A 13,560-nucleotide genomic window follows, 5' to 3' on the forward strand; every position below is an offset into this window, starting at 1 on the left:
TTCCACGCAAAATCTGCCCCGCCTCGCTTTTCGCTGAATGCGCGACGCTATCCGAAAGATCGTTGGTTCTCAGGAGACGGGACTGGTCGTCGTGCTGGCGATCGTCGCTATCTCGCTGACGCTGCTCGCCGGTTCGCACGTCGACCGCGCGACGGGAGCATCGGTCAACAACTTCTGGAATTCGCACACGCTCATTCAGACCGCGACGGATGCGAGCTTTTTCGCCGTCATGGCGATTGGCGCGACCGTCGTGATCATCTCCGGCGGCATCGACCTGTCGGTTGGATCGATCTATGCGCTGAGTGGAGTGTCGATGGCACTCATGCTCCGGTCCATGGGGTCGATGAGCGGCGCTGCGTCCACGGCGGTGGGATTGTTGGTCGCGTTAGGCGTTGGCCTGGCGTGCGGTCTGTTGAACGGTGCATTGGTCGTTGGCCTTCGCGTGCACCCGTTCATCGTCACGCTCGGTACGATGTGGATGCTGCGCGGTATCGCGTTCGTTGCCACGCGCGCCGAGAGCATTTCGGTGCCGCCGTCGGTCACTGCGGTGACGAAGGCGTCGCTGGGTTTGGGCGGCGGTCTGTATCCCGTGCCAATGCTGGCAATGCTGGCTGTGACGGTGCTCGGCGGGATCTATCTCACGCGAACAGTCATGGGTCGCCACATCTTTGCTTTTGGCGGAAATCTCGAGGCGAGTCGGTTTGCCGGGTTGCCGCTGTCGCGGATTCAGTTGGGCGTCTTTGCGGTTTCCGGGCTCACCGCAGGTTTCTCGGCATTTCTTGGCGCGAGTTTCTACGGCTCGGCGTCGTCGGGCGATGCACAGGGTTATGAGTTATACGTGATCGCGTCGGCCGTAGTCGGCGGCGCGAGCTTGATTGGAGGAAAGGGCAGTGCCCTGGGCGCGACGCTCGGCGCACTGCTCATCGTGCTGATCCGTCAGTCGATTCGCACGCTGCACTTCGACCAGAACTACGAATGGATCGTGATTGGCTGTGCGATCATCATTGCGGTTGTCGTGGATCAATGGAGTACGCGTCTTACCGCACGGCGGCTCGCGTCAGCGGCATCGGCGACGCGATTGGCGACCTGACTTCGAGGGAGAGGAGAGAATTCTGATGACCAAGACTGGGACCTGGATGCGCGTCGCGGCTGTGACGTTGGCCCTCGTGGCGTGCAGTAAGGGCGAAACGGCGAAGACCGACACCGGCGCTCCGAAGCAGGCGGGCGCCGCGACGGGCAAGAACAAGATCAACATTGCGGTGATCGCCAAGAGCTCGACGAATCCCGTGTTCCTCGCCGCGCGTACCGGCGCCGAAGCCGCGGCCAAGGAGCTCTCCGAGAAGAACGGAATTCAGGTCACCGTTTCGTGGCTCACACCGCCGCAGGAAGACGGGCAGGTGCAGGCGCAGCGCATTCAGCAGGCCGTGAATGATGGCGCCGACGCGATCCTCATTTCGTGCTCCGACGCCGGCAAGGTGACGGGCGCGATCAACGACGCGGTCGATCGCGGCGTGGCCGTGATGACGTTCGACTCGGACGCGCCGCAGTCGAAGCGATTCGCCTACTATGGAGTAGACGACATCAAGACCGGTCAGCAGACAATGGCCGAGCTGGCGACGCTGATGGGCGGCAAGGGCAAGGTTGCGATTCTCGCCGGCAATCAGAACGCACCGAATCTGCAGCACCGTGTTCAGGGCGCGAAGGACGAAGCCGCGAAGCACCCTGGGATGACAATCATTGGTGTGTTCAACAACATCGAGACGCCACAGGACGCTGCCGCAGAAGTGATCCGCGTGAATAACGCGTATCCGGACATTCAAGGTTGGGCGATGATCGGCGGATGGCCGCTGTTCACGAGCACGCTGCTCACCGATCTCAATCCGAACAAGATGAAGGTTGCTTCGGTCGACGCGCTTCCCGAGCAACTCCCCTACGTGGACAAAGGCGTGGTGCCGGTGCTCCTGGCGCAATCGGTGTATCTGTGGGGCGACATCGGCGTTCGCACGATCGTAGACAAGCTGCACTTCAATAAGGAAGTGCCGCAGATCATTCCGATGGAACTCGTGAAGGTCACCAAGGCGAACCTCAATGACTGGGGCAAGCAGCTCAAGACGTGGGGTTTCACGAACGTCGATCCGAAGTATCTGAAGTAGTTCCGAGAGCGAATGGCCGAACCCGCGGTCCGATTCGAGCGCATCACGAAGCGTTTTCCCGGCGTGCAGGCGTTGAGCGATGTATCGCTCACGATTGCCGCCGGTTCGTGTCATGCGCTCTGCGGCGAGAACGGCGCTGGAAAGAGCACGCTCGGTAAGATTCTCGCCGGCGTCTACACGCCGGACGACGGCACTCTGTACATCGATGGGAAGCCAACGCGCTTCGAAGGGCCGCGCGATGCGCTGGCGGCCGGCGTCGGGATGGTCCATCAGGAACTCGCCTTTTGCGAGAACCTCACCGTCGCCGAGAATCTGTGTCTTGGCGCGATTCCCACTCGACGCGGTTTAGTCGATCACGCCGCGATGGACGCGCGCGCGACCGCGATGCTCGCCGAAATCGGTGCGGAGCTCGACGTCACGCGTCGGCTCGGAGAGCTGCCCATCGCGCAGCAGCAGGTGGTGCAGATTGCGGTGGCTGTTGGCGGTGGCGCGCGGATCATCGTGTTCGACGAGCCGACAAGTAGTCTCAGTCAGCACGAAACGGATCGGTTGTACACGCTGATTGATCGGCTCAAGGCGCGCGGCGTGACGTGCATCTACATCTCGCATCGGATGCCCGAGGTCTATCGGCTGTGCGACACGATCAGTGTGCTGCGCGATGGACGGCACGTCGCTACGAAGGCGGCGAGCGAACTGTCGGAGGGCGAGCTCGTGCATCTCATGATCGGACGTCCGATCACCGAGTATTTGCCGCGACACGTGGACGTGGCGTCGAGTGAAGAGATGCTGCGGATCGAAGGGCTGTCGCTCAACGAGCGCTTCGAGGACGTATCATTTTCGCTGCGCGCCGGCGAGGTCGTTGGGCTCGCGGGTCTCGTAGGCGCAGGGCGGTCGGACGTTGCCGCGAGCATTTTCGGTGTCGAGCCAGCGACGTCGGGCAAGATCTTTGTGCGTGGACACGAAGTGCGTATCAACGGGCCGCGCGACGCGATTCGTCTCGAGATCGGGCTCGTGCCAGAGGACCGGAAGCGTCAGGGACTGGTCCAATCGGAAAGCGGCCGTCGAAATACGTCGCTGCCTTTGCTCGAGCGTCTATCGACGCTGAAATGGGTTCGTCAGGGCGAAGAGCGAGAGCTCGTTCGTGAGCATTTTCATATGCTCCGTGTGCGGACACCGAGCATCGAAACGCCGGTTGCTGGTTTATCGGGTGGCAATCAACAGAAGGTCGTGCTGGCGCGTTGGCTTGCGGCGCGCGCCAAGATTCTGATTCTCGACGAGCCCACGCGTGGCGTCGACGTCGGAGCCAAGGGCGAAATCCACGCCTTGATTGGCGATCTGGCCGCGCGCGGTGCGGCCGTCCTGCTGATCTCGAGCGAATTGCCCGAGCTCCTGAGCCTATCGACCCGCATTCTCGTGCTCCGCGCCGGGCGACTCGTCGGCGAGGTGCCCGGCGCGTCGGCAACTCAGGACGGGTTGCTGCGGCTCATGGCCGGACTGCCGAATCGATGAAGTCGACCTCGGATCGGCCTGCGAATGAACTATCCGCGACCACTGCGCACAGTGGCAGCGTCGCCGAGGCCGCGCCTCGAGAAGCCGCTCCGCGTCGAGTGCACCGGCTGTTCGCGGCGCGCGAATTCGGCGTGCTCGTCGCACTCCTGACGCTCTGCGTCGCGCTCTCATTCGCGAGTCCGTATTTCTTCACCCTGCGCAACATCTTCAATGTTCTGCAGGGGATGAGCACGATCGGAATCATGGCAGTCGGCATGACGATGGTGCTCATTTCTGGAGGCCTCGACCTTTCCGTCGGTTCGGTCCTCGCGGTTGGCGCAGTGCTCAGCGCGCGCCTCATGACGTATTCCGGACTCAATCCGTGGTTGGCCGTTGCCATCGGTCTCGCAGCCGGAGTCGCGATAGGGTTCGTGAATGGCATCCTCGTCACGCGCGCCAAGATCGTCCCGTTCATCGCCACGCTCGGGACACTCAGCATCGCTCGCGGATTGACGTTCGTGCTTGCGACGGGTGGTGCGAACTCGGTCGCCAGCAACGTTCCCATGCGCGATCCAGGCGTCGCTTATCTCGGCGCCGGCTATATCGGTCCCGTGCCTGTTCCCGTGCTGTTGATGTTGGTACTCGTTGCGGCCGCCGCCGCGTTGCTCGGCAACACGGTGCTCGGCAGGCAGATCTACGCCGTGGGCAGCAATCCGCGCGCGGCGCGACTCTCAGGTGTTTCGGTCGAACGAGTGCAGCTGATCACGTATCTCGTCGCTGGTGGTCTCAGTGCGCTGGCGGGTGTCGTCACGACCGGACTCCTGGCCACGGCGTCGACGAATCTCGGACAGGGTGTCGAGCTCGACGTCATCGCTGCGGCAGTCATCGGTGGCACGAGCCTCAGTGGCGGCGAGGGCAGCGTCGTAGGAACGCTGATCGGCGCGGCAATCATGGCCGTCGTCCGCAACGCCTTCGTACTGCTCGGTCTTCCGCTGCACCTCCAAGTCATGATCATCGGCGTGGTCATTCTCCTTGCTGTCGGCCTCGATCGGCGCCGGCGATGAGCACTCTCACATCACACGTTCCTCGAGCCGTCATGTCACGCGTTCAACGTTCGTTTGCGATCGCTCCCCTCGTGTTGTGTCTGTTCGGTAGCGCGTGCAAGAAGGAAGGCGCGCCCGACAACGCGAAGCCGTCAGGGCGCCCGGCGAACGCGCCGGCATTTACGTCGTCAGGAACTGTCGCCGATGAAGGCACGGTGACGCCGGTTGCGCAAAAAGCCGCCAAACCGCTGCGCATCGTGGTGCTCGGGATGGAGAACAGCCCGTTCTGGATTCCGGTGAAGGCCGGCGTCGAGCGAGCGGGCCGAGAGCTCGCACCGATGGGTGCGACCGTGGAATGGATCGTCCCGGGAGAAGTGCACACCGCGGACGTGTTCGGGCGCGGAATCGATGGAGCGCTCGCAAAACAGTACGATGCGATCGCAACGATCGCAGGCGACGCTGGCGTCGCGGCGTACATCGATCGCGCATCACAGGCCGGAGTTGCCGTCGCGACGTTCAACTCGGAAACAGAGACCCCGAATTCGCGCCTGTTCTTCGTTGGCGCGGACAGCTATGCGCAGGGCCAGGCTGCGGGTGAGTTGATGTGCAAACTCGTTGGGCCAGCCGGAAAGGTCGGCGTCATCACTGGCTTCCTTGCGGTCGAGGCGCACCAGGCGCGTGTGAAAGGATTTGAGGACGCGCTCAAGAAGGGTTGCCCGCAATCGTCAGTCGTCGGCATGGTCGAGAATCAAGACAAGGCGGAAAACGCCTATCAGCAGGCGAAGGACTTCATGACGGCCCATGCGGATCTGGGCGGCATCATCGCGATCGCCGGATCACCGTTTGGTGCCGCGCGTGCCGTCGAGGAAGCGAAGAAGGCAGGGAAGGTGCATCTAGTGACGTTCGATGCGGTCGACGAGACGCTCGACTACGTCAACAAGGGCGTGATCGACGCAACGATCGGCCAGGATCCAGACGCGCAGGGACACGATCCGGTGATCCGCCTCTACAACTATCTCGCCGCCGGACAGTTGCCGCCGTATGGCCGGCTGCTCACCCGCGCCGAAATGATCACGAAGGAGAACTCGGCGAAGTTTAGAATCAAGCCGAAATGATCCAGGCCGTGGCCGCGCCGCTGTTCTCTGCGGAGAACGTGCACAAACGCTACGGCGGTGTGCACGCGTTGCGCGGTGTGCACCTCGACGTTTGCTCCGGCGAGATTCACGCGCTGGTCGGTGAGAACGGCGCGGGCAAGAGTACGATCATCAACATCCTCGCCGGTGCGGCGAAGCGCGATGAGGGTCGTATCCTCTTGGACGGTCGCGAGGTCGACTTCCACTCGCCGGCAGAATCACAGGCAGCCGGCATCGCCGTCATTCATCAGGAACTGGCGACGCTCCCGACGTTGAGCATCGCCGAGAACGTTTGTATGGGGCGGATGCCGACGAAGGGCATGTGGCTCGATCGTCGGGCGATGAACGCTCGTGCGCGCTCGCTACTCGATGCCGTCGGACTCGACGTCGATCCGGGAGTTGTCATGCGCGAGCTCAGTCTCTCGCAACAGCAGCTCGTCGAGATCGCGAGAGCGCTTGGAGCGGGTGCGCGGCTACTCGTCATGGACGAGCCGACGGCGTCGCTCACCGAGCACGAGGCGTTGCGGTTGCATGCGCTCGTACGCCGGCTTCGCGAACAGGGAACGGCGATTCTGTTCGTGTCGCACCGGCTGTCGGAAGTCTTCGCCATCGCAGATCGCATCACGGTGTTTCGCGATGGAGCGCACGTCGCAACGATGGCTGTTGAGTCAACGACGCTCGAGCGTGTCGTGGAGCTGATGGTTGGTCGCGCGATGCCGGTCGATTCGTTGCGTGCTCTTGTGAACGAGAGCGGTCCTGTCGTTTTGGAGGTGCGCGATCTGAGGCGACACACTGCGACGGGTCGCGGGCCGCGCCTCGACCGGGTGAGCCTGACAGTGCGTCGTGGAGAGATAGTTGGACTCGCCGGACTCGTCGGGGCCGGACGCTCGGAGTTGGCGCGCGCGATCTTCGGTGAGGACTCGTTCGACGAAGGCGACGTGCTGCTCAACGGAACGCCGACGCACTTCCGTTCGCCCAGCGAGGCGCTGCGTGCCGGAATCGCGATGGTGCCTGAGGATCGAAAGGGACTCGCGCTGTTTCTCGAGCAGTCCGTTCGTTCGAACATCTCGATGGCAGTTCTTCCGTGGTTACGCACGCGCCGGATCATTTCGCGCCGCGCCGAGCGCACGTTGGCGAATGACTATGTGGGTCGGCTTCGCATCAGTACGCCGACCGTAGAAACCCCGGTGCGCGCGCTGTCGGGCGGCAATCAACAGAAGACCGTTTTGGCTCGATGGCTGGCGACGAAACCAAAGCTGCTCATCCTCGACGAACCCACGCACGGCGTAGACGTCGGGGCCAAGGCAGAGATCTACGAACTCATTCGTGGCCTGGCGCGCGAGGGGATTGCGATTCTCTTGATCTCGTCGGAGTTGCCGGAGGTGCTTGCCCTGAGTTCACGCATCGTGGTGATGCGTGAAGGGCGGGTTGCAGCGATGCTCACCGGCAATGAGGCGAATGAGCGTATTGTGATGCTACACGCTACGGGGAGCGTCTAGCTGATTTGATCATCTCGGTGCTCCCGTGATGACCGTCTTTCCACTCTGCATACCGTCTGCCGTTGCGGTGACCACGATTCGCCCACTCTGACCGGGCTTGGCGCGAACGATCACGAGCGCCATTCCGCTGAACGCGCGACGATCGTGCGATGGGAATGCTTGCATGTCCGTGGGATCGCCGTTGTCAGTCGCGACGATTTCGCCGGGACCCTCGACGGAAAAGCGAATCGTATCGCTCGCACGCGGCACGAGCGTTCCTTTGGCGTCGAGCACACGCACACTCACGAAGGCGAGGTCTCGTCCGTCGGCTCGGATGGTCGAGCGGTCTGGTGTCGCCTCGAGTCGATTCGCCGCTCCCGCTGTCGCGACACGATCGGTCGCCCACTTCTTTCCGTTCTTGTACGCAACGACCTCGAGAGTGCCTGGCTCGTAAGTGACCGAATCCCAGCGCAGCCGATATTCGAATTCCCCCTTCCTGCGCTTGCCTAGAGATTTCCCGTTCAAGAACAGCTCGGCCTCGTCGCCCGATGTGAACACGTGCACCGGCGTGACCTGACCGACGCGCTCGGGCCAGGTCCAGTGGGGAAGGATGTGCGCCATCGGCAACTCCGGCCGCCAATGTGCCTGATATAGATAGAAGCGATCCTTCTTGAAGCCGGCGAGATCGATGATGCCGAAATAAGAACTTCGTGATGAGTAGTACGGCGTGGGCTCACCGAGATAGTCCCAGCCCGTCCATACGAACTCGCCGCCGACGTATGGATTCTTGTCCTGCGACAGGAAGACACGATCGGCCGACGACCCGAAGTCGGCTGCGTGCAACTCGTACGCGCTCACCTGGTGCGTGATGGAATCGCCACCCGATCCTTGGCGCACTGGTCCGGTGACCGCGCTCGCCACAGGAAAGAGGTAGACGCCACGCGTGCTCAGTGCCGCGGCGACTTCGCTGCCGAGAATGAGCTTGTTCGGAAAGGCGGCGTGAAAGTCTGGATACTTGCCCGGGATGGTGCGAATCCCTGCACCTTGGTAGTTCAGACTGATCACATCGACCGCACCGGGCAATGTCTGATTCGGCTGCGACCAATTCATCGCCGTTGTCGTCGGACGCGAGTCTTCTTGATGGACGATGTTCACGAGACGCTGTGCGACCGCGGTGCCAGGATCGCCTGTCATCTGTTCGCCGACTTCGTTGCCGATGCTCCAGAGAATGACGGACGGATTGTTGCGATCGCGTCGCAGCATCGCGCGAAGGTCCTGCTCGTGCCACTCGGGGAATACGAGATGGAAATCGAACGGTGTCTTTTTCTGCTCCCAGACATCGAACGCCTCGTCCATCACTAGAAAGCCGAGACTATCCGTGACGGCGAGCAGTTCTGGCGCCGGCGGATTATGGCTCATGCGAACAGCATTCACCCCGAATTCTCGTAGTCCGGCGAGCTTGCGCTCGGCGGCGCTTCGATTGAACACCGCGCCGAGTGCGCCGAAGTCGTGGTGTTCGTTGACGCCTTTGAGGTAGATGTGCTCACCGTTCACGAACACGCCTGAGTCACCCGTATATCGGACATCGCGAATCCCGAAGCGCGTCTCGTACCGATCGACGACTGTCCCTGCCTGTGCGACTTCGGTGACCGCTTCGTAGCGATTCGGCTGCTGTGTGGGCGGCGGTCCCCAGAGCTTGGGACGCGGGATCGCGACGGATCCGCTGACTTTTAGTGTCCCGCCGGCGCGCACCGATCCGGGCGTGGTGGCAAAGCTGGCCGCCGGCGACGCTGCACGTTTGCCGTGCGTGTCGAGTGCGTAGATGCGCGTCGTGACGGTAACGGGGACGTCGCGCTTGGAGGCGTTGTCGACGTTCACGTCGAGATCCACGGTCGCCGATGCGCGCGAAACATTCCGTGTGCGCACATACGTACCCCACTGTCCGACGTGGACGGGTGCTGTCTTTGTCAGCCAGATGTCGCGATAAATGCCGCTGCCCGGATACCAGCGCGACGAGTTCTCTGGGTTGTCGAGACGGATCGCGAGTTGATTCACACCGCCGGGAACGACGTACGGCGTGAGGTCGACGCGCCACGATGCGTATCCGAATGGCCAGCCACCAACGAGACGTCCATTCATCCAGACGGACGAGTAGGACATCGCACCGTCGACGTCGAGAAAGATCGAACGGCCTGCGTCGCTCGCCGGAATATCGAGCTTTCGTCGATACCAGCCGACGCCTGGGCTTGGCAATCTGCCCATGCCGCCGCCAGGTCCGCCTTCAGTAATGAATGGCCCGGCGATCGCCCAGTCGTGCGGCAGGTCGACGCGTTGCCACTGGGTGTCGTCGAAATCGGCGCGTGAGTACGATGGCATCGCGGCCACGCCCTCGCCGGGAGTCGTAAACCAGCGCGATGAATCGCGAATGAACGAGTTGCCGGTCGGAAGAATCCACGGCTTGAGCGAGTCGTACGACAACCGCGGGTCGCGATCCGCCGAGGCATCGTTTCGCTGAAAGCGCCAGCCGTCGTCGATGGAAATGCGTTCGCGCGGTGGACGCTGCGCGCCGAGATCCGCCCAACAAATGACAATCGCGAGGCTGGCGAGAGATGTTCTGAGAAGTCTCATGACGCTCTGATGGTAGGGGGCTCGACGGCGCAAACTTGCGATTTCGTGCGTGGTGTGTCCAACAACGCCTCGCCGATCGATCTGGCGCGGCACTAAGATCTTGACCGCCGGACGACGTGACGCTCCGGCGGTGCAGTGGGTTGGTAAGAAACGCCGGAGCAAGATCCCCCTCCTTGTCCGGTGGACAGTTGGCTAAAGCCGCAGGCGGAACGCGGCTGCTCTCCCCCTGTCGGCCAGTGCGCCGACGGCGGCGGCCCTCCGGGTTTGCCGCGAGACCGATCGGTCACAACGACTCGACGGCCAAGTAACGGTCCCGGACAATTTGGTATTGACAGCTTTCAACTAAGCGGTAGAATCGTGTGGCGATCGTGTCACCTTATGACTTTCTAGTCCCGGGATACGGTCATCGTATGAATTAGCCGGCGAGGGAGACGAACTGGCAAGACTGGCTGACCGGATCAAGGCGCCAGGCCGCTGTGAGTAGCACCGTCCTCTTCGTGGACCCGGATTTTGTCCGACCGTTGTGCAATTGCGAGTGTTTTGTCGCAGTGCCGTACGAACCCCTACCGCTCTACGGAGGAAAAACTGATGGGACGCAGGACTCTCCTAGCGATCCTCACGCTGTTCACGGCCGGCGCCGTCGCCCAAGCACAAGGAGTCGGGCGGATCACCGGCAGGGTCATGGCGGCAGAGGGGCTGTATTTGCCCGGCATTCAGGTCACGGTCATCGGCGCCTCGCGTGGCGCCGTTTCTGACACGGCCGGCCGGTTCACGATCACCGACGTACCAGTGGGCCAGCGCGTCGTGCGCGCGGCTCGTCTTGGCTACACGCCCACAACGCAGACCGTGACCGTGGTGGCCGGCCAAACGGCTACGGTCACCCTGCAGCTCACGGCGACCGCACTGCAACTCGATGGTGTCGTCACCGTCGGCTACGGCTCGCAGAGCCGTCGCGAAGTCACGGGTGCCGTCTCCACCATCAAGGCTGACGCGCTGCAACAGGTCGTCGGCGGCAACGCACTCGATGCTATCAAGGGGAGAATCCCCGGCGTCGACATCACCGCCACGAGCTTCGATCCCGGTGCGACGCAGAACATTCGCATCCGCGGCATCCGCTCCATCAACGCGGGCAACAGTCCGCTCTTTGTCGTGGACGGCGTGCCGATTACTGGCGACCTGCGCGACATCGATCAGAACAGCATCGAGAGCATCGACGTGCTCAAGGATGCCTCGGCCTCCGCAGTCTACGGAAGCCGCGGCGCCAACGGCGTCGTCATGATCACGACGAAGCGCGGCGGATTGTCGGGGAACACCGAGTTCACCGTCAACACCACGTACGGTGCGTCGCGAATCCGCCAGGAAGTCCCGATGATGAACGGGCAGGAGTTCGCGAACTACCGCCGCGAGTCATATCGCAATTCCGCCACGGCTTCGTACGCGACCGCCTGCGCCAACTATGCCTCGAGTCCGGCGACCTGCGACGCAGTGGCGCTCGATCCGACGATGCGAGCCAACCTCGCCGCCGGCGTGAACACGAATTGGCAGGACCTGATGCTGCGCGACGGCAACTTGCAGAACACGCAGCTCGGCTTCACCGGTGGCAATTCACAGACGCGCTTCCGCGCCGGGTTCGGCTACCTCGGCCAGAACGGCATCAGCATCGTGCAGGGCTATACCGCCCGCACCGGCTCCTTCAACCTCAGTCACAATCAGGGCCGCCTGAGCCTGCAGCTCGGAATTCAGGGCGCGCAGAACCATCGCGACGTCGGCCGCGGCTCGGTCATGTGGGATGAAGCGCTCTTCAATCCGGCGCTCGGCCGCAACATCGATTCGCTCGGCAACCAGGTCTTCCTGCCGACCGAAGACGGCCTCCTCGTGAACCCGGTCATGGCCGCCAAGGCGTATCAGCGTGGCGTCGATCGGACCAACGTCCTCGGTACGCTCACGGGTTCGTTCGAGTTGGCTCAGGGCATCAAGTACAACGTGGCCTTCGGCCCGCAGTACAACAATCAGACGGATGGTCAGCTCGTCGGCATCTATACGCGCCAAAAGCGCGGCACCGGTGCTCCTGATGCGACGGTCGCCCGAAATCAGAACACGAGCTACACGTTGTCGAACTTCGTGGACCTCGACCGCAGCTACGGCGAGAACCATTTCCAGGTCACGGCGCTCTACGAGGTTGCGAACTTCAAGAGCGTGTTCGATAGCGCAACCGCGAATCAGCTGCCGTTCGACAGCCAGCTTTGGTACAACCTGGGTACAGGTTCCACCCCCGTGCTGAATGGTTCGTTGAATCGAACCGCGCTCCAATCGGGCATGGGTCGCGTGAACTACACGTTCCGTGATCGTTACACGTTGTCGGCCATGGGTCGCTACGACGGATCCAGCGTGCTGGCGGATGGGCACAAGTTCGCGTTCTTCCCGGCGGCATCGCTCGGCTGGCAGATCGGCGACGAGTCGTTCATGAAGCGCGTCCCCTCGCTCACGGACCTCAAGCTTCGCGTGAGCTACGGCCGCGTCGGCAACAGCGCGATCGGTGCCTACCAGACGCTTGGTCTTCTGAGCCGCACGTGGTACGCGAGCGGAACGAACTACTTGACCGCGTTCGGCCCGGGCTCGATCCCAAATCCAGGTCTCAAGTGGGAAACGACCGACAAGTTCAACGCCGGTCTCGATTACGGATTCTTCGACCAGCGCATCTCGGGTAGCCTCGACGTCTACCGCGAGAACACGAGCAACCTGCTGCTCTCACGCGCGCTGCCGTACACCTCGGGCTATTCGAGTGTACTCGAGAACGTGGGCGCCACGCAGAACACCGGTGTCGAAGTCGGCATCACCACGCAGAACTTGCGGAACTACCACGGGTTGGGTTGGACGACTGACCTCAGCTGGTCGACCGACAAGAACAAGATCGTCTCGCTCTCGAGCGGCCTGACCGCTGACGTGGGCAACCTTCGTTGGGTCGGTCAGCCGATCAACGTCAACTACGACTACAAGTACGTCGGACTGTGGCAGATCGCCGACACGGCGCTGGCTCGTACGATGTGCGGTTGTAAGGCGGGCAGCGTCCGCGTCGCAGACCTGAACGGCGACGGCAAGATCAACTCCGACGATCGCCAGATCATTGGCCGCCACTACAACTTCCCGAAGTGGCAGGGCAGCATCAACAACCGGTTCACGTTCAAGAGCCTGGATGCGTCGGTGCTCACCACGGCGCGTATCGGCTTCACGATCAACGATGCGTTCACGGCGGCGTACGACGGCTTGTCCGGTCGCTTCAACAACATCGAGACGAACTACTGGACGCCGGAAAACCAGACTGGTACGGATCCGCGTCCGAGCGTCGACGGCTTGGGTAACTTCGCCAGCGCCCGCAACTATAAGGACGGGTCGTTCGTGCGCATCCGCGACATCACCGTCGGCTACACGCTGAGCCCCAAGCTGGCCAGCAAGTTCGCGTCGAATGGTGCGCGGTTGTACGTCCGGGCGCAGGACCCCTTCATCTTCACGTCCTACAAGGGATGGGATCCAGAAGCGGGCTACAGCGTCGGCAATCCGAACACCAGCGCGTCACAGGTCGACCAGGGCGGTCCCGCCTCGCGTTCGCTCTTGTTCGGCGTCGACGTCCGGTTCTAAT

General features: G+C 62.5%; 8 protein-coding genes. 7 read left to right on the forward strand and 1 reads right to left on the reverse strand.

What is annotated here, in order from left to right; genetic code table 11:
- The first annotated feature begins 37 nt into the window (after positions 1 to 37).
- The 6 genes from AC6H4Z_RS03915 to AC6H4Z_RS03940 are packed head-to-tail and all read left to right on the forward strand — an operon-like array spanning position 38 to position 7,316.
- Complete coding sequence (locus AC6H4Z_RS03915) at positions 38 to 1,090, forward strand: ABC transporter permease (RefSeq protein ID WP_497545432.1); 1,053 nt, start codon at positions 38 to 40, stop codon at positions 1,088 to 1,090.
- A 25-nt stretch (positions 1,091 to 1,115) separates the two neighbouring features.
- Positions 1,116 to 2,153 carry a substrate-binding domain-containing protein gene (locus AC6H4Z_RS03920; RefSeq protein ID WP_497545433.1) on the forward strand — a complete coding sequence of 346 codons (1,038 nt, stop codon included), beginning with the start codon at positions 1,116 to 1,118 and terminating at the stop codon, positions 2,151 to 2,153.
- 12 nt (positions 2,154 to 2,165) lie between these two features.
- Positions 2,166 to 3,662: a sugar ABC transporter ATP-binding protein gene (locus AC6H4Z_RS03925; RefSeq protein ID WP_497545434.1), complete on the forward strand. Its 1,497-nt coding sequence runs from the start codon at positions 2,166 to 2,168 to the stop codon at positions 3,660 to 3,662.
- Entirely contained in the window at positions 3,659 to 4,705 is a 1,047-nt protein-coding gene (locus AC6H4Z_RS03930; protein ID WP_497545435.1) for an ABC transporter permease, read from the forward strand. The genes AC6H4Z_RS03925 and AC6H4Z_RS03930 overlap by 4 nt, the downstream gene beginning before the upstream one ends.
- Before the next feature lie 32 nt (positions 4,706 to 4,737).
- Positions 4,738 to 5,799 carry a sugar ABC transporter substrate-binding protein gene (locus AC6H4Z_RS03935; protein WP_497545436.1) on the forward strand — a complete coding sequence of 354 codons (1,062 nt, stop codon included), beginning with the start codon at positions 4,738 to 4,740 and terminating at the stop codon, positions 5,797 to 5,799.
- Complete coding sequence (locus AC6H4Z_RS03940) at positions 5,796 to 7,316, forward strand: sugar ABC transporter ATP-binding protein (protein WP_497545437.1); 1,521 nt, start codon at positions 5,796 to 5,798, stop codon at positions 7,314 to 7,316. Before AC6H4Z_RS03935 ends, AC6H4Z_RS03940 begins: the two co-directional genes overlap by 4 nt.
- 9 nt (positions 7,317 to 7,325) lie before the next feature.
- Here AC6H4Z_RS03940 and galB read toward each other — a convergent pair whose 3' ends face one another.
- A complete protein-coding gene (galB, locus tag AC6H4Z_RS03945) occupies positions 7,326 to 9,923 on the reverse strand; it encodes a beta-galactosidase GalB (protein ID WP_497545438.1) in 2,598 nt (865 codons plus the stop codon).
- A 588-nt stretch (positions 9,924 to 10,511) separates the two neighbouring features.
- On the opposite strand from galB, the gene AC6H4Z_RS03950 reads away from it, so the two are divergent.
- On the forward strand, positions 10,512 to 13,559 hold the full coding sequence (locus AC6H4Z_RS03950; RefSeq protein ID WP_497545439.1) for a SusC/RagA family TonB-linked outer membrane protein: 3,048 nt from the start codon (positions 10,512 to 10,514) through the stop codon (positions 13,557 to 13,559).
- Position 13,560: the final 1 nt, after the last annotated feature.

This window comes from Leucogemmata humicola, assembly GCF_055379415.1.